Annotated in this window: 20 protein-coding genes; 12 read left to right on the top strand and 8 right to left on the bottom strand. The window is 64.1% G+C overall.

The window, feature by feature from the left end:
* Positions 1 to 7 precede the first annotated feature (7 nt).
* The 3 genes from ACRARG_RS09595 to ACRARG_RS09585 form a co-directional block, all read right to left on the bottom strand.
* Complete coding sequence (locus ACRARG_RS09595) at positions 8 to 988, bottom strand: TRAP transporter substrate-binding protein (RefSeq protein WP_432689785.1); 981 nt, start codon at positions 986 to 988, stop codon at positions 8 to 10.
* Positions 989 to 1,085: 97 nt separating this feature from the next.
* Positions 1,086 to 1,964 carry an NAD(P)-dependent oxidoreductase gene (locus tag ACRARG_RS09590; protein ID WP_432689784.1) on the bottom strand — a complete coding sequence of 293 codons (879 nt, stop codon included), beginning with the start codon at positions 1,962 to 1,964 and terminating at the stop codon, positions 1,086 to 1,088.
* Between the two features lie 42 nt (positions 1,965 to 2,006).
* Positions 2,007 to 3,494, bottom strand: coding sequence for an aldehyde dehydrogenase family protein (locus tag ACRARG_RS09585; RefSeq protein WP_432689783.1), 1,488 nt, complete (start codon positions 3,492 to 3,494; stop codon positions 2,007 to 2,009).
* 329 nt (positions 3,495 to 3,823) lie between these two features.
* Here ACRARG_RS09585 and ACRARG_RS09580 point away from each other — a divergent pair, with 329 nt between their 5' ends.
* From ACRARG_RS09580 to ACRARG_RS09555, 6 genes are all read left to right on the top strand, one after another.
* Positions 3,824 to 4,738 carry a LysR family transcriptional regulator gene (locus ACRARG_RS09580; protein ID WP_432689782.1) on the top strand — a complete coding sequence of 305 codons (915 nt, stop codon included), beginning with the start codon at positions 3,824 to 3,826 and terminating at the stop codon, positions 4,736 to 4,738.
* Positions 4,739 to 4,961: 223 nt separating this feature from the next.
* Positions 4,962 to 6,119, top strand: coding sequence for an ABC transporter substrate-binding protein (locus ACRARG_RS09575; RefSeq protein WP_432689781.1), 1,158 nt, complete (start codon positions 4,962 to 4,964; stop codon positions 6,117 to 6,119).
* A 56-nt stretch (positions 6,120 to 6,175) separates the two neighbouring features.
* Positions 6,176 to 7,162, top strand: coding sequence for an ABC transporter ATP-binding protein (locus tag ACRARG_RS09570; protein WP_432691347.1), 987 nt, complete (start codon positions 6,176 to 6,178; stop codon positions 7,160 to 7,162).
* Positions 7,159 to 8,091 carry an ABC transporter permease gene (locus tag ACRARG_RS09565; RefSeq protein ID WP_432689780.1) on the top strand — a complete coding sequence of 311 codons (933 nt, stop codon included), beginning with the start codon at positions 7,159 to 7,161 and terminating at the stop codon, positions 8,089 to 8,091. The genes ACRARG_RS09570 and ACRARG_RS09565 overlap by 4 nt, the downstream gene beginning before the upstream one ends.
* Positions 8,081 to 8,902 (top strand): ABC transporter permease, encoded by an 822-nt coding sequence (locus ACRARG_RS09560; RefSeq protein ID WP_432689779.1) that lies wholly within the window; start codon positions 8,081 to 8,083, stop codon positions 8,900 to 8,902. The genes ACRARG_RS09565 and ACRARG_RS09560 overlap by 11 nt, the downstream gene beginning before the upstream one ends.
* Positions 8,903 to 8,925: 23 nt before the next feature.
* On the top strand, positions 8,926 to 10,350 hold the full coding sequence (locus ACRARG_RS09555; protein WP_432689778.1) for a gamma-aminobutyraldehyde dehydrogenase: 1,425 nt from the start codon (positions 8,926 to 8,928) through the stop codon (positions 10,348 to 10,350).
* Positions 10,351 to 10,483: 133 nt separating this feature from the next.
* Here ACRARG_RS09555 and ACRARG_RS09550 read toward each other — a convergent pair whose 3' ends face one another.
* A complete protein-coding gene (locus ACRARG_RS09550) occupies positions 10,484 to 11,638 on the bottom strand; it encodes an NAD(P)/FAD-dependent oxidoreductase (RefSeq protein ID WP_432689777.1) in 1,155 nt (384 codons plus the stop codon).
* 209 nt (positions 11,639 to 11,847) lie between these two features.
* Here ACRARG_RS09550 and ACRARG_RS09545 point away from each other — a divergent pair, with 209 nt between their 5' ends.
* The 4 genes from ACRARG_RS09545 to ACRARG_RS09530 all read left to right on the top strand — a co-directional run bounded on the left by ACRARG_RS09545 (position 11,848) and on the right by ACRARG_RS09530 (position 14,434).
* Positions 11,848 to 12,825: an NADPH:quinone oxidoreductase family protein gene (locus ACRARG_RS09545; RefSeq protein ID WP_432689776.1), complete on the top strand. Its 978-nt coding sequence runs from the start codon at positions 11,848 to 11,850 to the stop codon at positions 12,823 to 12,825.
* Positions 12,826 to 12,906: 81 nt separating this feature from the next.
* Complete coding sequence (locus ACRARG_RS09540; protein ID WP_432689775.1) at positions 12,907 to 13,089, top strand: hypothetical protein; 183 nt, start codon at positions 12,907 to 12,909, stop codon at positions 13,087 to 13,089.
* A 71-nt stretch (positions 13,090 to 13,160) separates the two neighbouring features.
* The gene (locus ACRARG_RS09535) at positions 13,161 to 13,484 is read left to right on the top strand and encodes a hypothetical protein (protein ID WP_432689774.1); all 324 of its coding nucleotides are present in this window, start codon (positions 13,161 to 13,163) and stop codon (positions 13,482 to 13,484) included.
* 263 nt (positions 13,485 to 13,747) lie between these two features.
* The gene (locus ACRARG_RS09530) at positions 13,748 to 14,434 is read left to right on the top strand and encodes a hypothetical protein (protein WP_432689773.1); all 687 of its coding nucleotides are present in this window, start codon (positions 13,748 to 13,750) and stop codon (positions 14,432 to 14,434) included.
* Between the two features lie 130 nt (positions 14,435 to 14,564).
* On the opposite strand, the gene ACRARG_RS09525 is transcribed toward ACRARG_RS09530, so the two are convergent.
* On the bottom strand, positions 14,565 to 15,311 hold the full coding sequence (locus tag ACRARG_RS09525) for a DUF1013 domain-containing protein (RefSeq protein ID WP_432689772.1): 747 nt from the start codon (positions 15,309 to 15,311) through the stop codon (positions 14,565 to 14,567).
* Positions 15,312 to 15,497: 186 nt separating this feature from the next.
* Here ACRARG_RS09525 and ACRARG_RS09520 point away from each other — a divergent pair, with 186 nt between their 5' ends.
* On the top strand, positions 15,498 to 16,133 hold the full coding sequence (locus ACRARG_RS09520) for a ribonuclease T2 family protein (protein WP_432689771.1): 636 nt from the start codon (positions 15,498 to 15,500) through the stop codon (positions 16,131 to 16,133).
* 115 nt (positions 16,134 to 16,248) lie between these two features.
* Here the strand turns inward: ACRARG_RS09520 and ACRARG_RS09515 are convergent, their stop codons facing one another.
* Both ACRARG_RS09515 and ACRARG_RS09510 read right to left on the bottom strand, forming a co-directional pair.
* Positions 16,249 to 17,226, bottom strand: a complete 978-nt coding sequence (locus tag ACRARG_RS09515; RefSeq protein ID WP_432689770.1) for an NAD(P)H-quinone oxidoreductase — start codon at positions 17,224 to 17,226, stop codon at positions 16,249 to 16,251.
* Positions 17,227 to 17,288: 62 nt separating this feature from the next.
* Positions 17,289 to 17,948: a COQ9 family protein gene (locus ACRARG_RS09510; protein ID WP_432689769.1), complete on the bottom strand. Its 660-nt coding sequence runs from the start codon at positions 17,946 to 17,948 to the stop codon at positions 17,289 to 17,291.
* 108 nt (positions 17,949 to 18,056) lie between these two features.
* Between ACRARG_RS09510 and rpsU the strand changes: the two genes are divergently transcribed.
* Positions 18,057 to 18,263: a 30S ribosomal protein S21 gene (gene rpsU / locus ACRARG_RS09505; protein WP_066602373.1), complete on the top strand. Its 207-nt coding sequence runs from the start codon at positions 18,057 to 18,059 to the stop codon at positions 18,261 to 18,263.
* Between the two features lie 88 nt (positions 18,264 to 18,351).
* Here rpsU and rpiB read toward each other — a convergent pair whose 3' ends face one another.
* Positions 18,352 to 18,801 (bottom strand): ribose 5-phosphate isomerase B, encoded by a 450-nt coding sequence (rpiB, locus tag ACRARG_RS09500; RefSeq protein WP_432689768.1) that lies wholly within the window; start codon positions 18,799 to 18,801, stop codon positions 18,352 to 18,354.
* Positions 18,802 to 18,872 lie beyond the last annotated feature (71 nt).

Raw genomic sequence — 18,872 nt, 5'->3', positions numbered from 1 at the left:
TTCGGCTTCATTCGAAATTGACGATCGATTCAACCAGATCCTTGCCGTAGGTCCCGTAATAGTCTTCGTAGGCAGAGGCGATTGAGGACTGGAATGCGGCCTTTTCCTCGGTCGAGAGGGCGTTCACTTCCATGCCGCGCTCTTTCAGGGTTTCGACGCCGGTGGTTTCCACATTGTCGACATAGCCCCGCATTGCGGCCGCGGCCGCGGTCGCGGCTTTGTCAAAGGCGGCTTTCTGGTCGTCGGTCAGACCATCCCAGAACGGTTTGGAAACCAGCAGCATTGCGGGCGAATAGACGTGTCCGGACAGGGTCAGGTATTTCTGAACCTCGTTCAGCTTGACCGAGACGATCACCGACAAGGGGTTTTCCTGCCCGTCGATCACGCCCTGCTGCAGCGAAGAGATCACTTCGGGCCAGGCCATCGGCGTGGGGGCGGCGCCCATGGCGTTGAACGCGGCAAGGTGCACCGGGTTTTCCATCGTGCGGATTTTCAGACCCGCGACATCTGCCGGGGTATGGATCGCATTCCGGTTGTTGGTGATATGGCGGAAGCCCTGTTCGCCCCAGGCCAGGCCATGCAGTCCGACATTGTCGAATTTTGCGAGAATACCCTGGCCAATCGGACCGTCCAGAACGGCACGGGCATGGTCAAATCCGTTGAACAGGAAAGGAATGTCGAAGACGCCGGTTTCGGGGACGAAGTTCGCCAGCGTACCGGAAGAGACGATCGTCGCCTCGATCGTGCCGATCTGCAGCCCCTCGATCACTTCGCGTTCGCCGCCCAGCCCGGACGACGGGAAATGGGTGACTGTGAACGCATCGCCCGTCTCTGCTTTGAGCACTTCCTCAAAGGTTTTGGCGGCGACCCCATAGTGGCTGTCTTCGGCCAGAGCATAACCGAGCTTGATCTCGGTCTGCGCCATGGCCGGGGCCGAAAATGCAAAAAATGCGCCGGCACAGGCCAGCGTCCGGAAAGTATAGGTCATGAGGTTCCTCCCTAGAACGTCTGAAATGGCTACAGCGGCAGGGTACGGCCTTCCACCCTCCGGGCTTTTTCGTTTGCGCATGGGCGGTATTGCAAAATCATGGGGCCTTGCGCCGGAACAGCTGCACCAGCTCGGGCATGTATGACTGTCCGGCCCCGGCCGATACCTGAGCCGAAAGCGCGGCGGAAATTCCATCCGCAACCGTTGTCTGCCCGCCGGCCTGGGTTGTCATTTCGCGGTAATAGTCGATGTCCTTCTGGCCGTTGGCGACAAAGAAAGGCAGGCTGTCGCGATCACCGTCCGTGATAAAGGGTGCCAGACGTTGCAGCGCGGCGCTGGAGCCGCCACCGTTTGCCAGCACCTCGACAAAGACCGCCGGATCGACACCGGCATCGGCAGCCTGGGCGGCGGCTTCGGCCAGCAGGGTCATGAAGCCGACCGAAACGTAGTTGTGCAGCAGCTTCAGCCGATGCCCGTGCCCGAGCGGACCGACGTGATCCACCTTTTCGGTAAAAGCGGCGAGGACCGGCCGCACCCGCTCCAGCGCGTCCGCCGCGCCGCCGGCCAGCAGGTTCAGCGTGCCCTCATGGGCATGTTGGGCGGTGCGCGTCATCGGGGCGTCGATGTAGTCTCCGCCAGCCTCCTGGACGATCTGACCCATCCGCAGGGTGGAGGCGGGCAGGGCGGTCGAACAGTCGACGACCACAGTGCCCGGGCGCAGCGCGGCGGCGATCCCCAGATCGCCGGTCACGATGGCCTCGACCTGGGGCGAGCCGGTGACACAGAGGATGATCACATCCGCCTTGGCCGCGATCTCTGCCGAGGTGGCCACAGCCAGACCGCCGAGGGCGATGATCTCATCGGATGGCTGATTGCCCGGATGGTCCAGAAAGCTCAGCCCGAACCCGCCGCGTTTCAGGACGTTGCGGGCGATGCCATGGCCCATGAGGCCAAGGCCGATCAATCCGACATGCATGTGATGATTTCCCTGTATTTATTGGTCCGTTCCGCCGCGGCGTCAGTCCGTATTGATCCAGATCGCCTTGGTGTCGAGGTATTCTTCCATGTGTTCGGCCCCGCCTTCGCGGCCATAGCCCGACATCTTGACCCCGCCGAAGGGCACCGCAGGGTCGATGGCGTGATACATGTTGACCCAGACGGACCCGGCCTTGATCCGGTGGGCCAGTTTGTGGGCCGTGCCAAGGTGGGTGGTGAAGATGCCGGCCGCCAGCCCATAGGGCGTGGCATTGGCCCGCGCGACCACCTCGTCGAGCGTGTCGAACGGCAGGGCGGAGATCACGGGGCCAAAGATTTCCTCGCGCGCGATGGCCATGTCGTCAGTGACGCCGCCAAAGACCGTCGGATGGAAGAAATGGCCGTCGTTGAAGTCGGGGCCCTCGGCGCGCCCGCCGCCGGTCAGCACTGTCGCGCCTTCGTCCGGGCCTTTGGTCATATAGCCTGCGATACGTTCGGCCTGCCGGGCTGAAATGATCGGGCCGATGTCGGTATCCTCGCGGATGCCATGACCGATGCGCAGGCTGGCGGCGTAGTCGGCGACGCGCCGGACGAATTCGTCATGGATCTCCCGCGCCACGAAAAGACGGGATCCGGCGATGCAGATCTGGCCGGAATTGGCAAAGACCGACATGGCGGCGACCGGCACGGCCTTTTCGATATCGGCGTCGCGGCAGACGATGACCGGGGATTTGCCGCCAAGCTCCAGCGACACCCGTTTGAGGTTGCCGGTTGCCGCGCGTGCGATGGCCTGCCCGGTTGCGGTCGAGCCGGTGAAGACGATCTTGTCGACGCCGGGATGCTGGGCCAGCGCCGCCCCGGCCTCTGCACCGAGCCCGGTGACAATGTTCAGCACGCCGTCCGGCAGCCCAGCCTCCTGCATGAGGCGCGCGATCATCAGAACGGTGAGCGAGGCCTCCTCGGAGGGTTTCAGGACGACGGTGCAGCCGGTCGCGATGGCGGGAGCGATTTTCCAGATCGACCCGGCAATCGGCGCGTTCCAGGGGATGATCGCACCGACGACCCCCACGGGTTCGCGCACCGTCTGGGAATAGATCTCGCCGGGGAAGGAATTGGGGATGGTCGCGCCATGGATCGCCACGGCCTGACCTGCGTAGAAGCGCAGCATGCCCAGAACGCGGCGGCTGTTGGCCAGGGTGCGCTGGATGGGCATGCCCATGTCGAGCGTGTCCGACAGGCAGAGGCTTTCCCATTCCGCCTCGAATTTCTCGGCGATCTTCAGCAGCAGGTTCTGGCGTTCGAACGGGGTCCATTTTGACCAGGGGCCCTCAAAGGCATGTCGGGCAGCTGCGACGGCGGCGTCGATATCGGCCGCAGACCCGCGCGGGACGGTGGCCAGAAGGCTGCCATCTGCGGGGTTCCGCGCCTCTATCACCTCGCCGGAGCGGGCGGCGCACCAGTGTCCGCCAATGAGCATCTGGCGAAAATCGCCGTTGTAGAGAGCTTCCGCTTTTGCATTCCAGGTCTTCATCTGCAGTCACTCCGGCTGATCTTTGGGTGCGCCATGCCGGTGCGTCTGGCCAGAGCCCGGTCATCCGGTCGCAGCGGATCGTTACAACAGGCGTCTCGTCAAGGCCAGTCTCAAGCCGCGCCCGTCGGGTGCGGTGGAAGTTATGCCGTGTCCGGGTATGGCGCCGGTCCCGTGCCTGCGGGGTCCGGGACGAACGGCACAAGAGCGTGCGCTGCGTCGCGGTGCAGAGTAGGGTGACGGGACTGGCCGGGCATGGGGCCCGCCGGGTGAAGGACTGGTGGCGGGTTTGTCGATCGGTCCCATCCAGAAATGCCGAGGGAGACCTGCTCGTGTCCTTTACCCTGAAACAGTTGCATTACTTTGTCGCCGTGGCTGAGAAGGGGTCGGTCATTGGCGCGGCGCGCAGCTTGTCGATCTCACAATCTTCGGTGACCGAGGGGCTCAAGGCGCTGGAAGCCGATCTTGGGGTGACATTGTTCGAACGCCATGCCCGCGGGCTGGCCATCACCTACAGTGGCCACCAGTTCCTGCGCCATGCGACCAAGATCCTGTCGGATGTCTCGGGCGCGCGGCGGGCTTTTGATCAACCGCCGGGCACGACCCGGGGGCAGCTGAATATTGGCGTGACCTCGCTGATGTCGGGATATGTCATGTCGGATCTGCTGTCGCGCTACCGGCGGATGAACCCGGCGGTGGAGGTTTCGGCGCTGGAAGAGCCGGGGGATCATCTGGAGCATCTTCTGGTCGGCGGAGAGCTGGATGTGGCTGTTATGGTCACCTCGAACCTGCGCGACCGGATGGCGCTGCAGAGCGAGATTCTGGATATCTCGCCCTTCCGCCTCTGGCTGCCGCTGGAGCACAAGCTGACGTCGCGCGACAGTATCGGGCTGGATGAGGTCGCGCAGGAGCCGCTGATCATGCTGAATGTCGACGAGATGGAGGAGGAGGCGGTCAAGCTGCTGTCGGCATTCGGACGGCGTCCGCATATCGCGTTCCGGACCCGCTCGGTCGAGGCGGTGCGCAGCCTGGTGGCCACGGGGGCCGGTGTCGCGCTTTTGCCTGACCTTGTGTATCGGCCGTGGTCGCTGGATGGCGACCGGATCGAAAGCCGCGACGTATCGGGAAGCCTGCCAATTGTGCAGGTCGGAATGGTCTGGCGTCGGGGGCTGCCGCTCTCCGCCGCGGCGCATGACTTCATTTCCCTTGCACGTATGGGGCAGAACGACCGTCACCTACGCATTTAGGCAGGAGCTATCGGTTTTTCCGAACGTTAATTTCTGAATTATGGATTTGCGAAGGGTCCGGGCCGTTTCCATAGTTTCCAACTAGTGGGGGGTCGAAGCCTTTCGCCTGTTCCGGCCAGCACGAGCCGCGACATATCACCATTTTCGCACCGGGTTGCCGAGGATCCCGGGCCGCGTTCCTGCGCGGCCGCCGGATCCCTGCGCCCGTCAGAGGGAGACCGCAATGACACGCAATTTCATCCATGCAGTGGTAACCGCGATCACCGCCGGGTCGGTCGCAACGGGCGCGGTGGCGCAGATGACCGAGGTCGGAGAGGGCGAAGGCGCCCTGTCGATCGTGGCCTGGGCCGGTTACATCGAACGCGGCGAGACGGATGCCGCCTTTGACTGGGTCACCAAGTTCGAGGAATCGACGGGTTGCATGGTCTCGATCCAGACCGCCAATACCTCGGACGAGATGGTGGCACTGATGAACGAGGGCGGGTTCGACCTCGTGACGGCATCGGGCGACGCCTCGCTCCGCATGATCGCGGGCAAGCGGGTTCAGCCGATCAATGTCGATCTCGTGCCATCCTGGAGCACGGTGGACGACCGGCTGAAGGAAGCGCCCTGGCATTATGTCGACGGCACCCATTACGGGGTTCCCTACATGTGGGGCCCGAACGTGCTGATGTACAATACGGAGGCCTTTGCCGAGCCGCCGACCTCCTGGTCTGTGGTGTTCGAGGAAACGACCCTGTCGGACGGCCAGTCCAATGCGGGCCGGGTGCAGGCCTATGACGGGCCGATCCATATTGCAGATGCGGCGAATTACCTGATGTTCCATCAGCCTGATCTTGGCATTAAGGACCCCTACGAGCTGAACGCGGATCAATATGCCGCCGCGCTAGACCTGCTGCGCCAGCAGCGCACGCTGGTCAGCCGGTACTGGCATGACGCCTTCATCCAGATCGACGATTTCAAGAACGAGGGCGTCGTCGCCTCCGGCTCCTGGCCGTTCCAGGTGAACCTGCTGGCCGCCGACAATGTACCGGTCGCCTCTGTCATCCCCGAAGAGGGCGCGACGGGCTGGGCCGACACGACCATGCTGCATGCCGACAGCGAACACCCGAACTGCGCCTACAAGTGGTTCGAACATCAGCTGAGCTCCAACCTGCAATCCGACCTCTCGGTCTGGTTCGGCGCGGTGCCGTCGGTTCCTGCGGCCTGTTCGGACGGGCGCGGCATGCAGACCCAGGAAGGCTGTGATGCCAACGGTCTGGCGCAGTTCGAAGAGATCAAGTTCTGGAAGACCCCCGTCGCGGCCTGTGAAAGCCAGGGCGAATGCGTGCCCTATTATCGCTGGGTCTCCGACTATATCGGCGTGATCGGCGGTCGCTGATCCCCTGCAACCCCGCGCTGCCCCATGGTGGCGCGGGACCGGATACGGGAATGTCCATGTCTGCGGTAAGTTTCGACCAGGTCTCGCGCCATTTCGGCACGGTGCGGGCGGTGGATGGCGTCACCCTTGAGATCGGGGAGGGCGAGTTCTTTGCCATGCTGGGCCCCTCCGGGTCCGGCAAGACGACCTGCCTGCGGCTGATCGCGGGGTTCGAACGTCCGACTGCGGGCGATATCCGTCTGTTTGGCGACAGCGTGCAGGATCTGCCGCCCTATCGCAGACAGGTGAACACGGTCTTTCAGGATTACGCGCTGTTTCCGCATCTGAACGTCCGCGACAACGTGGGCTACGGGCTGATGATCGCGGGCCGTCCGAAGCCCGAACGCCACCGGGAGGTCGAGGCGGCGCTGGAGATGGTGCGCCTCGGCGGGTATGGCACGCGCAAGCCGTCCGAACTGTCGGGCGGGCAGCGCCAGCGGGTCGCGCTGGCCCGGGCGCTGGTCAACCGGCCACGGGTGCTGCTGCTGGACGAACCGCTAGGCGCGCTGGACCTCAAGCTGCGCGAACAGATGCAGGACGAGCTCAAGGGTCTGCAACGCCAGCTGGGCATCACCTTTGTCTTCGTCACCCATGATCAGGGTGAGGCCCTGTCGATGGCCGACCGCATTGCCGTCTTCAGCGAGGGCCGGATCCAGCAGGTGGGCGCGCCGGAGGATGTCTATTTCCGCCCCGATGTGCCTTTCGTGGCCGATTTCGTCGGCTCTTCTAACGTCCTGCCTGCCGAACTGGTTGAGACCCTGACCGGGCAGCGCGTCCCCGCCGCGATCCGGCCCGAACATCTACACCTTGCGTCCGAAGGGGCATTGAGCGCGCAGGTCACCGGGCTCAGTTTCCTCGGCCTGACCACGCGGGTGACCCTGCAGGCGGGGGAGACCCGGCTGACGGCCCTTATCGCGCAGGACGCGCCAAGACCGGCGCAGGGCGAGACGGTCGGTCTGAGCTGGGCGCCGGAGAACCTGCACCTGATGCGGGGCGGGGCATGAGCGCCGCGACGCTCCCCTCAGGCCCGATGGCGCGGCTGTCGGATGCGCTCTGGCGGCATCCGCGCCTGCTGCTGGCGATCCTGCTGGGGCCGCCGGTACTGTGGCTTGGGGTGATCTACCTCGGCTCGCTCGCCGCGCTGCTGTTGCAGAGCTTTTTCTCCATCGACCATTTCACGGGGATGGTGGTGCGCGAGTTTACCCTGCGCACCTATGCGGAGCTCTTCACGCCGGCGAATTTCGATATCATCCTGCGCACGGTGACCATGGCCGCCTGCGTCACGCTGGCCTCTGCCGTGATCGGCTTTCCCATTGCCTATTACGCCGCCCGCTATGCGCGGGGACGCTGGCGGGCGGTGTTTTACCTGGGCATCATGATGCCGCTCTGGTCGAGCTATCTGGTCAAGGTCTATGCCTGGAAGCTTATCCTCGCCAAGGAAGGCATCCTCACCTGGTTTCTTGGCAAGATGCATCTGCAATGGCTGCTCGATGCCTATCTGGCGCTGCCGGTGGTGGGGGGGAATTCGCTGTCGGTCAGCACCACCGGCACCTTCCTCGTCTTTGTCTATGTCTGGATGCCCTTCATGATCCTGCCCATGCAGGCGGCGCTGGAGCGGGTTCCGGTGTCGATGCTGGAGGCGTCGGGCGACATGGGGGCGCGACCGGGTCAGACCTTTCGCCATGTCCTCTTTCCGCTGGCGCTGCCGGGGGTGGTGGCCGGGTCGATCTTTACCTTCTCGCTGACCCTGGGCGACTACATCATCCCCCAGATCATCGGCACCTCGCGCCTGTTCATCGGGCAGGCGGTCTATCAGCATCAGGGCGTTGCGGGAAACATTCCGCTGGCGGCTGCCTTTGCCGTGGTGCCGATCCTGATTATGGGGCTCTACCTCTGGGGTGCGAAACGGATGGGGGCGTTCGATGCGCTCTGAGGTGGTGGCAAGAGACGGGGCTCCCCTCGGGCTGAAAATCGCGGCGGCGGCGGGGCTTGCCTTCCTGCACCTGCCGATCCTGCTGATCTTCGTCTACGCCTTCACGACGGAGGAAAAATCCTACCAGTGGCCGCCGCCGGGGCTGACGCTGAAATGGTTCGCCGTGACCTGGAACCGGCCCGACGTCTGGGCGGCACTTCAGCTGAGCCTCAAGGTTGCGTCCATCGCGACGCTGGTCGCCATGGTGCTGGGCACGCTCTGCGCCGCCGCCGTCAGCCGGTCGCGGTTCTTCGGGCGTGAAACGGTGTCTTTGCTGGTCATCCTGCCGATCGCCCTGCCGGGGGTCGTGACGGGTATCGCGCTCAGGTCGGCCTTTTCGCTGGCGGATATCCCGTTCAGTACCTGGACCATCGTGCTGGGTCACGCGACCTTCTGTGTGGTGATCGTCTACAACAACGCCGTCGCCCGGTTCCGCCGGACCTCCGGCAGCCTGATCGAGGCGTCGATGGACCTGGGCGCGACCTATTTCCAGACGCTGCGCTTTGTCATCCTGCCCAATATCGCGACCGCGCTGGTGGTGGGTGGAATGCTCGCCTTTGCGCTGAGCTTTGACGAGGTGATCGTGACAACCTTTACCAGCGGGCAGCAGCAGACGCTGCCGATCTGGATGCTGGAAGAACTCGTGCGGCCGCGCCAGCGGCCCGTGACAAACGTGGTGGCCATGGTCGTGGTCCTGGTCACCCTGCTGCCCATTCTGGGTGCCTATTACCTGACCCGGGGGACCGATACGGTCGCCGGGCAGGGCAAATGACAGGATTGAAACGGAGGACAACCATGCAGACCAAGATGCTGATCGGCGGTTCCAGAGAGGCCGGGACCGAAACCGCGGAACAGGTGCTCAACCCCCGCACGGGCGAGCTGATCGTCGCCATGCCGGAGGCCGATCTGGGGCAGGTGGATCGTGCGGTGGCCGCCGCGCGCAAGGCCTTTGCCAGCTGGTCGCGGACGACGCCCGGCGAACGGTCCGGCCTGCTGCTGGCCATCGCCGATGCGGTGGAGGCACGCACCGCCGATTTCGCCGCGCTGGAGGCGCTGAACTGCGGCAAGCCGCTGGGCGCTGTCACCAATGACGAGATCCCGGCGATTGCCGATTGCTACCGCTATTTCGCCGGGGCGGTGCGCAATATGCACGGGCCGGTGTCGGGCGAATATATGGCGGGCCATACCTCGATGATCCGGCGCGATCCGATTGGCGTGGTGGCGTCGATTGCACCGTGGAACTATCCGCTGATGATGATGGCGTGGAAACTGGCACCGGCACTTGCGGGTGGCAATACGGTGGTCCTGAAACCCTCCGAACAGACGCCGCTCACTGCGCTTCTGATGGCCGATGTCCTGTCCGAAATCCTGCCCGAAGGGGTGGTCAACGTGATCGTCGGTCAGGGCGCCAGCGTCGGCAATGCGCTGATCAACCATCCTGATGTCGATATGGTGTCGATCACCGGTGATGTGGCGACGGGCAAGAAGGTGCTGCAGGCGGCGTCGAAATCGGTCAAACGGACGCATCTGGAGCTGGGTGGCAAGGCACCGGTCATCGTCTATGACGACGCCGATCTGGAGGCCGTGGTCGAGGGGCTCAAGGCCTTTGGCTACTACAACGCCGGTCAGGACTGCACGGCGGCCTGCCGTATCTATGCCGGATCCGGGATATACGAGAAGCTGGTGGCCGACCTCTCGGGCGCCGTCTCCTCCATCGTGTTCGACAATCCCGACGACAGCCTGAACGAGATCCCGCCGCTGATCTCGGCCCGCCAGCGCGACCGGGTGGCGAGCTTTGTGCAGCGCGCCTCCGACCTCAAGCATATCGAGATCACGACGGGGGGCTCCGCGCCGGATGGCTCTGGCTTCTACTACCGGCCCACGGTGGTTGCGGGCGCGAAACAGGAGGACGAGATCGTGCAGCGGGAGGTTTTCGGCCCCGTGGTTTCTGTCACCCGGTTCGACGACCCCGATACGGTGATCGACTGGGCGAACCAGTCGCAATACGGGCTGGCCTCCTCGATCTGGACCCGGGACATCGGGCGGGCGCTGGAGGCCTCGGCCCGGTTGCAATATGGCTGTACCTGGGTGAATACGCATTTCATGCTGGTCAACGAGATGCCGCATGGGGGCCTGAAACAGTCCGGCTATGGCAAGGACATGTCCATGTATGCGCTGGAAGATTACTCCGTCGTCAGACATGTCATGATCGCGCATTGACGGGCGGCGCCCGGCTGCCGGTCCTGGCAGGCCGGTGCGGTGATCCCGTTTCGCACTGAATGATGGAATGAGAGCCCGTCAGCCCCGGGCTCTCTGATATATCCAGGCTCTCGTGCCTCTGGTCGACTGCCGGTCAGGCCGTTGTGGAGGCTTGCGCTGCGACGGCCGCCCAGTCTGGCAGGGGCTGGTCCGTCAACAGCAGCGCGCCCAGACGGCCAAGTTCGTCACTGTTTTTCGCGGCCCGCCCGCAGCCGCCAATCGCCGTGTGAATACGCGGCGACAGCGACACGAGATGCGGAAGTTCGTTCGGCGTGTAGGTCGTGACGCAGGACAAGGTGGCGGTCTGCGCGATATCGAGGCCGGGCATATGGCGCAGAAGCACCGGACGCACCTGATCGACGGCCGCAGGATTGCCGTCAGAGCGGAACCAGTCGGTCAGATCTGCGCGGGTTTCCAGAACGGTGTTATCCGGGTCGGCCCCCATTTTCAGATAGGTCTGCCCGTCGGGATAGCGGATCGGGGGCAGCAGATAGGGATTGTCCTCGTCCACGGGCATCCAGATCATCGAAGGCATCCCGGCAAGGCGTCGTATCTCGGCCTCTTCAATGCGAAACAGGACGACGGTCCGGGCATAGACTGTCATTGGCAGCGTCTCCCCAAGCAGGAGCTTGGAGAAACCGCCGGTGGCAAGCAGGACGCGGTCAAAGCTATGCGTGCCGCTTTCGGTTGTCAGGGTCACGCCATGGCTGTCTTCGCGCAGGGCTGTCACCTCCTCCGGGATCAGTTTGGCGCCGGCCCGTATGGCCGCGGTCAGCTGCGCCCGGGCCAGCAGCCGCGGGGAGACATGTCCGGCATTGAGCGGCTCGTAGAGGGCAAGCGAGCCTTCGGGGAAGGCGAAATAGGGGAAGCGATCGCGCAGGGTGTCGCCCGAGTAGGGCTCGCAGGGAATGGCGTCCCGGGTTTGCACGGAAAGCATGCTCTCAACCTTCGGAGAGCCGGCAGGCCCGGCCATCAGGCAGCCGACACCGGAATAGAACCGGATGCCCGATTGCGCCTCGATCTCCGCGTATCGTGCGATGGAGTTGCGGGAGGCGCGGCTCCAGAACGGATGCGGGTCGAGGCTTCGGGTGATGCGCCCCTCATCGTAATGCGATGCGAAAACACCGGTATGGGTGCTGCGGTCGGCAGGCTCTCCCGGGCCGATCAGAGTGATGTCATGTCCCTGAAGCGCAAGGTGTCGCGCCGCGGCTGCGCCGATCAGGCCGGCGCCAATGACGGCAAGTTTCATCGTTCAGGTCCTGTCGTGGCTGTTTGGGCGGGCGTGTGCCGCAGATCGGCGGCAGCGCCACTGTGCCGTCCGGGCGGTGGAGTTCAAGGCATTTCGCCTTGTCCCGCACGGCGCCGCGACCTGCGGGCGCATCGGGGGGTGGACCTCTAGCGCCTTGCGGGCGAGACTTGGAGCATTCCGGAGAGTTACCAGAAAAGGAGCGACGCGGCATGAAAGCTGTGATGTGCACTGCATTCGACGGACCAGAGGCGCTGAGGATCGGAACGTTGCCCGATCCGGAGCCGGCGTCCGACGAGGTGCTTGTCGAGGTTCAGGCCGCGTCGGTCAGTTTCATGGATTTGCTGATGATCTCGGGCGGGTATCAGTTGCGGCCGGACCTTCCTTATGTGCCCGGCACGGATGCGGCCGGGGTGGCCCGGGCCGTGGGCGCGGATGTCGCGCATATCCGGCCCGGCGACCGGGTGATCGGCACCGGCTGGCACGGCGCCTATGCGGAACGGATGGTCGTCAAGGGCTGGCGCTGCAACCGGTTACCGGAGGGGGTGGACATGGTCGATGGCTCTACCGTCGCGCATACCTATGCCACGGCGCATTACGCGCTGAAACTTCGCGCCGGTCTGCAAGCCGGGGAATGGCTTCTGGTGACCGGCGCCGCTGGCGGTGTCGGGCTCGCCGCCGTGGACATGGGCCGGATGATGGGCGCCAGGGTCATCGCCTGTGTCAGCCGTGCGGAAAAGGCCGGGATTGTGCGGGACTACGGCGCGGCCGAGGTCATCGTACTGGAGGAGGACAATCTGCGCGACCGGGTGAAGGAGATTACCGGCGGGCGGGGCGTCGATGTCTGTTTCGAGATGCTGGGCGGGGAGACCTTCCTGACGCTGGCGCGGGTGATGGCCTGGAACGGGCGGCTTATGCCCATCGGTTTTGCCGGGGGAGAGATCCCGAAGCTGCCGATGAACCTGCCGCTGCTGAAGAATTACTCCGTCGTGGGCGTGTTCATCGGGGCATGGAATGACCATGACCCGGGGCCTGCGAACCGGGCTGTGGACGATGTTCTGGCAGAGATCGCAGCGGGCCGGCTGACACCCAAGGTGGACCGGGTGCTGCCGCTGGAAGACGCGCGGCGCGCGATGGAGCTGGTGCAGGATCGCGCGGTGCAGGGACGGGTGGTGCTGGAGGTCGTTTGAGGGGCCGGGCACGGTACTGCAAATCGCGGCCGCTTCCCGGCCCGACGGGCAGCAGGGCGAATGCCCTGCCAAATTTCTCAGATGAGAAGACGTGTCGACGGGATCGCAGGGCGGGCTGAGGTTCTGTCCGATAGTACGGAGCCGCTTTTTGCCGCCGCCCGCCCAACAAGGGAGGAGAAAGCGGGAGAGCCGACCGGCGCGGTTATGTCCGCTCCATGGGTCGAGACGTTGCTCTGCGGTGGTACGGATGCAGCCACGGAATAGGCGCAGGCAGCGTGATTTCCGATGACTCCAATGCGAGTCTGTGCTTCGATGCGCCCGATGGAGGACACGGTATGAGACGAGTTGCGATTTTGGCGCTGATTGGGCTGGCAGGGTGTGAAGCGCCCGTAACGCCCGCTGCACCCACGCCGGAGCTTCTGAAGCTGAAAGAGGCGTGTCAGGCTGGAAACACCGATGCCTGCGCGGCAGTCGTGCAAGCCGATCAAGCGGCACAGGCGCGAACAAACGCCGCGTGGTACGGGACTGGCTATAACTACACGCCCATTCAGCAGCAGCCCTACGTCATGCCAGCCGCCACGCCAATCAGTCGAAGCCCGACCACGACCAATTGCACACCCAATCCGTTCGGCGGTGGGATGACCTGTCGAAGCTACTGATTTGATTTTCTTCGCTTGCTGCACTAGCGAACGCGTCAGCGGGCTCTCAGGGTCTTGATCGAGACGACCTTCGAGCGAAATTAGGAAGCCCTCTGGTCTGAGAGGCCGGACTGGCGCGTGGCAGGCCCGATGTCAGGGCGGATCCAGCCTTGGCTGTCCCTAGGCGGATCGAACGTGTCGCAGGGGCCCTGCTTGGTTGACAATCTGACCCGCTCTGGTTGATTTGCCTTTCATGTTATGAGTTTAAGGAAGGGTATTTGCGGATGTCGCCGAAGGTTCGGGCAGGGCGTGTGTGGGACGTTCTTTATTGGATCGCTGTCACCCTCGTCGTCGTTTATCTGGCGATTGCTTATGCGAATATTGAGATCAGCCGGGCCTATCATCCGATGGCGGTGATGGGCGCGGTCGGGGGCCGATGGTTCCTGATCTTCCCGGTTTTGGCCCTCATTGCGGTGCTGCGAACGTCCTATATGGTGCGGAAACATCCTGCCCGACGTGTCCGGGCGCGGATTGCCGGCTGCGCCGCAGTTGGGCTGACCGTTCTCTGCCAGATCGGTACGAACAGTCTGAATACCGGCTATCGGCACAGCGTCTGGATTGAAGATTCCCGTTACGAGATCCCATGGGAATACGCGCCGGGCGGCACGACCTCCCCGGATGCTGATGGCTGGTTCGTGGTTGAGGTGGCCCCGGACGGGCTGACGCCCAAGCATCGGTCGGGCAGGGCCGAGACCATTTCCCTGACCAAGGCCGCGACCCATTTTGAAGCGCCGTCCGGCGGTCTGCAGGATGGATGCGATGTCAGTGAGTTTGATACGACGGCATGTCTGCTGGTGCGCGACCCCTTCATCTACAAGATCACAGGACGGACCGGGGCACTGCCGGACAATCCGGAGCAGCTGTTTGTTGGCGTCGTAGAGCTGCTGGACGGTTTCGCGGTGCCGGACTGAGCCCCCCATTCATTCAGCGGCACGGATGGCATTAAAAAAAGAACTCCCCGAAGCGGGCTTCGGAGAGGTTTCTATGTGCTGTCTGAGCGCGATGGGTCTGTGCGGCCATGGCCGCGCGAGCGCCCCCGGATCAGGGCTGTTCGTCTTCGTCCTCGTCGGAATTCGGCAGGTTGAAGAAGCTGTCGGCATCGACCAGGTTGTCTTCTTTCTCGTCCTCATCGTCATCGGCGAGGGAGAAGGTTTCCAGCCCTTCGATGGCAGTGGGGATGCGCGGCTCTGCCTCCATCCCAAGCGACTGCTCGGTCGAGAGCAGTTTGCGGCGGTCGTCATCGGACATGGCCTGGCCTTCTTCGGCCTTCTTGGCGGCGGCCTTCTGGACGGCGGCGTCAAGCTCGGTCTGTTTGCACAGGCCAAGCGCCACCGGGTCGATCGGCTGCATGGAGGCGATGTTCCAGTGGGTGCGTTCGCGGATCGACTGGATGGTCGGCTTGGTGGTGCCGACGAGCTTGGAGATCTGGCCGTCCGACAGTTCGGGGTGGAATTTCACCAGCCAGAGGATGGAGTTCGGGCGGTCCTGACGTTTGGACAGCGGGGTGTAGCGCGGGCCGCGGCGCTTTTCCTCGCCAACGGCGGCGGGGTTGTATTTGAGCTTGAGCTTGTGGAGCGGCGAGGCCTCGGCCTTGTCGATCTCGTCCTGCGTGAGCTGGTTGTTGGCGATCGGATCAAAGCCCTTCACACCGGCGGCGACGTCGCCATCCGCGATGCCCTGAACCTCGAGCTCATGCATGCCGGTGAAATCGGCGATCTGCTTGAAGGTGATGGTGGTGTTGTCCACCAGCCAGACGGCGGTGGCCTTTGCCATGATCGGTTTGCTCATCTCGGTCACTCCTTCCAGTGCGTGGGCCGAATCGTGTGGGCCCGTCGCGGGCCCCGGATAATTGATGTCCGAATACAGGAAATCCGGTGCCTGCCGGGACAGGCTGCACCACTTGGTGCCGGTTTCCGTTGTCGGGGAACTTGGCGGCTATATAGTCAAGCCGGACATGGAAAGAAAGAGTGAATGATGCTGCGCGTTTTGACCTGTCTGATCCTGCTGATGCCTGTCCTGGCGCGGGCCGAGGGGGAGCGGCCGGGTGATTTCGACTATTTCGTGCTGTCGCTGAGCTGGTCTCCGACATGGTGCGCTCTGGAGGGCGACCGGCGCGGGTCGCCGCAATGTGATGAGGATAAGGATTTCGGCTGGGTTCTGCACGGGCTCTGGCCGCAGCGGGAGCGGGGCTATCCGTCCTATTGCCCCTCGGCGAAACGGCCGCCGTCGCGGACCATGACCGCACAGATGGCCGATATCATGGGCGCACCGGGTGCGGCCTGGCATCAGTGGAAGAAGCATGGGACCTGCGTAGGCGTGGAGGCGGATCAGTATTACGGGCTGATGCGGCTGGCCTATGGCAAGGTGGTGCGCCCGAAGGCGCTGCGCGATCTTGGGCGGGACGTGACACTGCCCGCCTCGCTGGTGGAGGAGGCGTTTCTGGAGGTGAACCCGGGGATGGCGCGGGAGGAGATCACGATCACCTGCCGGGAGGGGCGCATTCAGGAGGCGCGGATTTGTCTGGACATGGAGCTGAAGCCGCGGCGCTGCGGGGCGGATGTGATCCGGGACTGCCGGATGACGGATGCCCTGCTGGAAAAGGTGCGGTAGCTTTGGCTGGCCTGGGCCGGGGGCGCTGCCCCCAAGCCCGCAAATGCGGGGCATTTGCGGGCCCCCCGGGGTATTTCCGGCAAGAAAAAGCGCGGGTTTGGTCCTGGGGCGGGGGTCAGACCTTGAGGACGATCTTGCCGATATGATCGCCGCCTTCCATGCGGGCATGGGCGGAGGCGGCATCGTCGAGGGCAAATTCGCTGTCCATGACGGGGGCGAGGCGGCCCGCGGCGAGGAGCGGCCAGACATGGGTTTTGAGCTCTGCCGCAATGGCGGCCTTGGCGGCGTCCGATTGCGGGCGCAGGGTGGAGCCGGTAATCGTCAGGCGTTTCATCATGACCTGGGCGAAGTTGAGCTCGGCCTTGGGGCCGCCGAGGAAGGCGATGAAGACATAGCGCCCTTCCATCGCCATGGCGGAGACATTGCGCGGGATATAGTCGCCGCCGACCATGTCGAGGATCAGATCGGCGCCGCCTTCGGTCTTGAGGACCTTGGTAAAATCCTCCTCCCGGTAGTTGATGGCGCGTTCGGCACCGAGGTCGAGGCAGGTCTGGCATTTGTCGGCCGTCCCGGCGGTGGCGAAGGTGCGGGCGCCGAAGAGTTTTGCCAGCTGGATTGCCGTCGTGCCGATGCCGGACGAGCCGCCGTGGATCAGGAAGCGTTCGCCCGCCTTGAGCCCGCCGCGCATGAAGACGTTGGACCAGACGGTGAAATATGTCTCTGGCAGGCAGGCGGCCTGTTTGAGACTCATGCCTTCGGGGACGGGCAGGCAGTGGGCGGCGGGCGTTGCCACATATTCGGCATAGCCGCCGCCGGGCAGCAGGGCGCAGACCTGATCGCCGGGTTTGGGCCAGGCGACGCCTTCGGCGACGGCGACAACCTCGCCCGAGGCCTCAAGGCCGGGCAGGTCGCTGGCATCGGGGGGTGGGGCGTAATTGCCTGCGCGCTGCAGCGCATCGGGACGGTTCACGCCGGCATAGGCCACCTTGATCACGACCTGTCCGGCCAGCGGTTCGGGGCGGGGTCGCGTCGTGGGTTTCAGAACCTCCGGGCCGCCGGGCTTGGTGATCTCGATCGCGCGCATCTCGGGCATGGGGTCCTCCTTTGGGTCGGGGGGACTATTCCCCCGGCCCGCCGGATTGTCCATGGGGCCGGTCAGGCGCCCGGCAGATCGTCGCGGTGGCGGGGCGGGCGGATCGACGACAGCAGATGCCCGGGCAGCTCGAACAGTTTGCCAAAGGGGCCGGTGGTGACGCGGGACTTGACCTTTTCGACCTGCATGACATCGGCGATGCGGCGGTCGAGGAAGTCCCAGGTCGCGTCATTGCCCGGGCTGTCATCACCCAGCCAGAAGAGCAGGGTGGAGCCGATGACGCCCGAGAGCAGGGCGCGCTTGGTGTACCAGTTGTAATCGTCAGAGGTGTCGCCGAGGGTCGTCCAGATCGCATCGGCGGTCTGCCAGAGCATCTTCATGCCTTCGGGCGCGTTCAGCGGCAGGATATTCTGGGTGGTCGCGCGGCGCAGCGCCTCCTTGTCGGAGATCGCCTCGATCCGCAGGCGGACGGCATGGGCGACCTTTTCGGAATAGCGCAGGCCGGAAAGGTCAGCCTCGGCCATGGCGGTCTGCATGGCGGCATCGCCCCGGTCGTGCCAGGCGCGGGCGAGATCGCGGGCGCCACGGGGGAACATGCCGCGGGCGAGGTCCTCCTGCACACCGGCATCCTGAATGGCGGCCTGAAAGGCGGTTTCGGACCAGCCGTCAAAGGGAACGTGCATAAGGATGGCGTCGATCATGCGGTCGCGGGTATCGGTCATCTGGGCCTCCGTCTGGGTCGGGCATGCTTTACAGATAGGGCAAATGCCGGTATACGGCCACCTCCTGCAAATTCTTGCAACTCAAACTTAGGAAGGTGGTGACACCACATGCAGGTTTCTGTTCGCGACAACAATGTCGATCAGGCGCTCCGCGCTCTGAAGAAAAAGCTCCAGCGCGAAGGCGTTTTTCGGGAAATGAAGCTCAAGCAGCATTTCGAAAAACCTTCTGTCAAGAAAGCGCGCGAGAAAGCCGAAGCGATTCGCCGTGCCCGTAAACTGGCCCGGAAGAAAGCACAGCGCGAAGGCATGCTCTGAGGTTTTTCTGAACGGTAAGTTCAAAGCGACCCCCGTGGCCCAGCCCCGGGGGTTTGTTTTTGACCATATGCTGGGATGTGCGGCGGGGTCAGTCTTCCAGCGCCTTGATCAGATCGACGCGGGTGGCGTGGCGGCCGCCTTCGAATTCCGCATCGAGGAAGGCATCGACCAGTTCGATGGCGCGGGCCTCATCGACGACGCGGGCGCCGATAGACAGCATATTGGCATCGTTATGTTCGCGGATCATCCGGGCGGAGAAAGTATCGGAACAGACGCCGCAGCGGATGCCCTTCACCTTGTTGGCCGCCATCATGATGCCCTGACCGGTGCCGCAGAGGATGATACCGAAGCGGCAATCGCCGGAGGCGACGCGGCGGGCGGCGGCGGCGCCATGATCGGGGTAATGGGTGCTTTCGGGCGTGGTCGGACCGATATCCTCGACCTCCCACCCTTTGGCGGCGATATGGGCGGCAAGCGCCTGGCGCAGGTCAATCGCGGCGTGGTCGCTGGAGAGGACGATGCGGGTGGTCTGGGTCATGAGATCGGGTCCGGCTGTGGGGTTGCCCCGCCATAGACGGATCGTGGCCCGAGGGACAGGGGGCGTGTCAT

The sequence above is a fragment of the Pseudooceanicola profundi genome (assembly GCF_050897955.1).
Taxonomy (GTDB): domain Bacteria; phylum Pseudomonadota; class Alphaproteobacteria; order Rhodobacterales; family Rhodobacteraceae; genus Pseudooceanicola.
The sequence above is the reverse complement of the archived record's forward strand: the minus strand, read 5'-3'. Positions and strand labels throughout refer to the sequence as shown.

What these genes read in the sequence shown, in the direction of transcription:
- ACRARG_RS09595 (WP_432689785.1), bottom strand. Translation starts at nt 988, where the DNA reads ATGACCTATACTTTCCGGACGCTGGCCTGTGCCGGCGCATTTTTTGCA.
- ACRARG_RS09590 (WP_432689784.1), bottom strand. Translation starts at nt 1,964, where the DNA reads ATGCATGTCGGATTGATCGGCCTTGGCCTCATGGGCCATGGCATCGCC.
- ACRARG_RS09585 (WP_432689783.1), bottom strand. Translation starts at nt 3,494, where the DNA reads ATGAAGACCTGGAATGCAAAAGCGGAAGCTCTCTACAACGGCGATTTT.
- ACRARG_RS09575 (WP_432689781.1), top strand. Translation starts at nt 4,962, where the DNA reads ATGACACGCAATTTCATCCATGCAGTGGTAACCGCGATCACCGCCGGG.
- ACRARG_RS09570 (WP_432691347.1), top strand. Translation starts at nt 6,176, where the DNA reads ATGTCTGCGGTAAGTTTCGACCAGGTCTCGCGCCATTTCGGCACGGTG.
- ACRARG_RS09565 (WP_432689780.1), top strand. Translation starts at nt 7,159, where the DNA reads ATGAGCGCCGCGACGCTCCCCTCAGGCCCGATGGCGCGGCTGTCGGAT.
- ACRARG_RS09560 (WP_432689779.1), top strand. Translation starts at nt 8,081, where the DNA reads ATGCGCTCTGAGGTGGTGGCAAGAGACGGGGCTCCCCTCGGGCTGAAA.
- ACRARG_RS09555 (WP_432689778.1), top strand. Translation starts at nt 8,926, where the DNA reads ATGCAGACCAAGATGCTGATCGGCGGTTCCAGAGAGGCCGGGACCGAA.
- ACRARG_RS09550 (WP_432689777.1), bottom strand. Translation starts at nt 11,638, where the DNA reads ATGAAACTTGCCGTCATTGGCGCCGGCCTGATCGGCGCAGCCGCGGCG.
- ACRARG_RS09545 (WP_432689776.1), top strand. Translation starts at nt 11,848, where the DNA reads ATGAAAGCTGTGATGTGCACTGCATTCGACGGACCAGAGGCGCTGAGG.
- ACRARG_RS09540 (WP_432689775.1), top strand. Translation starts at nt 12,907, where the DNA reads ATGAGAAGACGTGTCGACGGGATCGCAGGGCGGGCTGAGGTTCTGTCC.
- ACRARG_RS09535 (WP_432689774.1), top strand. Translation starts at nt 13,161, where the DNA reads ATGAGACGAGTTGCGATTTTGGCGCTGATTGGGCTGGCAGGGTGTGAA.
- ACRARG_RS09530 (WP_432689773.1), top strand. Translation starts at nt 13,748, where the DNA reads ATGTCGCCGAAGGTTCGGGCAGGGCGTGTGTGGGACGTTCTTTATTGG.
- ACRARG_RS09525 (WP_432689772.1), bottom strand. Translation starts at nt 15,311, where the DNA reads ATGAGCAAACCGATCATGGCAAAGGCCACCGCCGTCTGGCTGGTGGAC.
- ACRARG_RS09520 (WP_432689771.1), top strand. Translation starts at nt 15,498, where the DNA reads ATGCTGCGCGTTTTGACCTGTCTGATCCTGCTGATGCCTGTCCTGGCG.
- ACRARG_RS09515 (WP_432689770.1), bottom strand. Translation starts at nt 17,226, where the DNA reads ATGCCCGAGATGCGCGCGATCGAGATCACCAAGCCCGGCGGCCCGGAG.
- ACRARG_RS09510 (WP_432689769.1), bottom strand. Translation starts at nt 17,948, where the DNA reads ATGACCGATACCCGCGACCGCATGATCGACGCCATCCTTATGCACGTT.
- rpsU (WP_066602373.1), top strand. Translation starts at nt 18,057, where the DNA reads ATGCAGGTTTCTGTTCGCGACAACAATGTCGATCAGGCGCTCCGCGCT.
- rpiB (WP_432689768.1), bottom strand. Translation starts at nt 18,801, where the DNA reads ATGACCCAGACCACCCGCATCGTCCTCTCCAGCGACCACGCCGCGATT.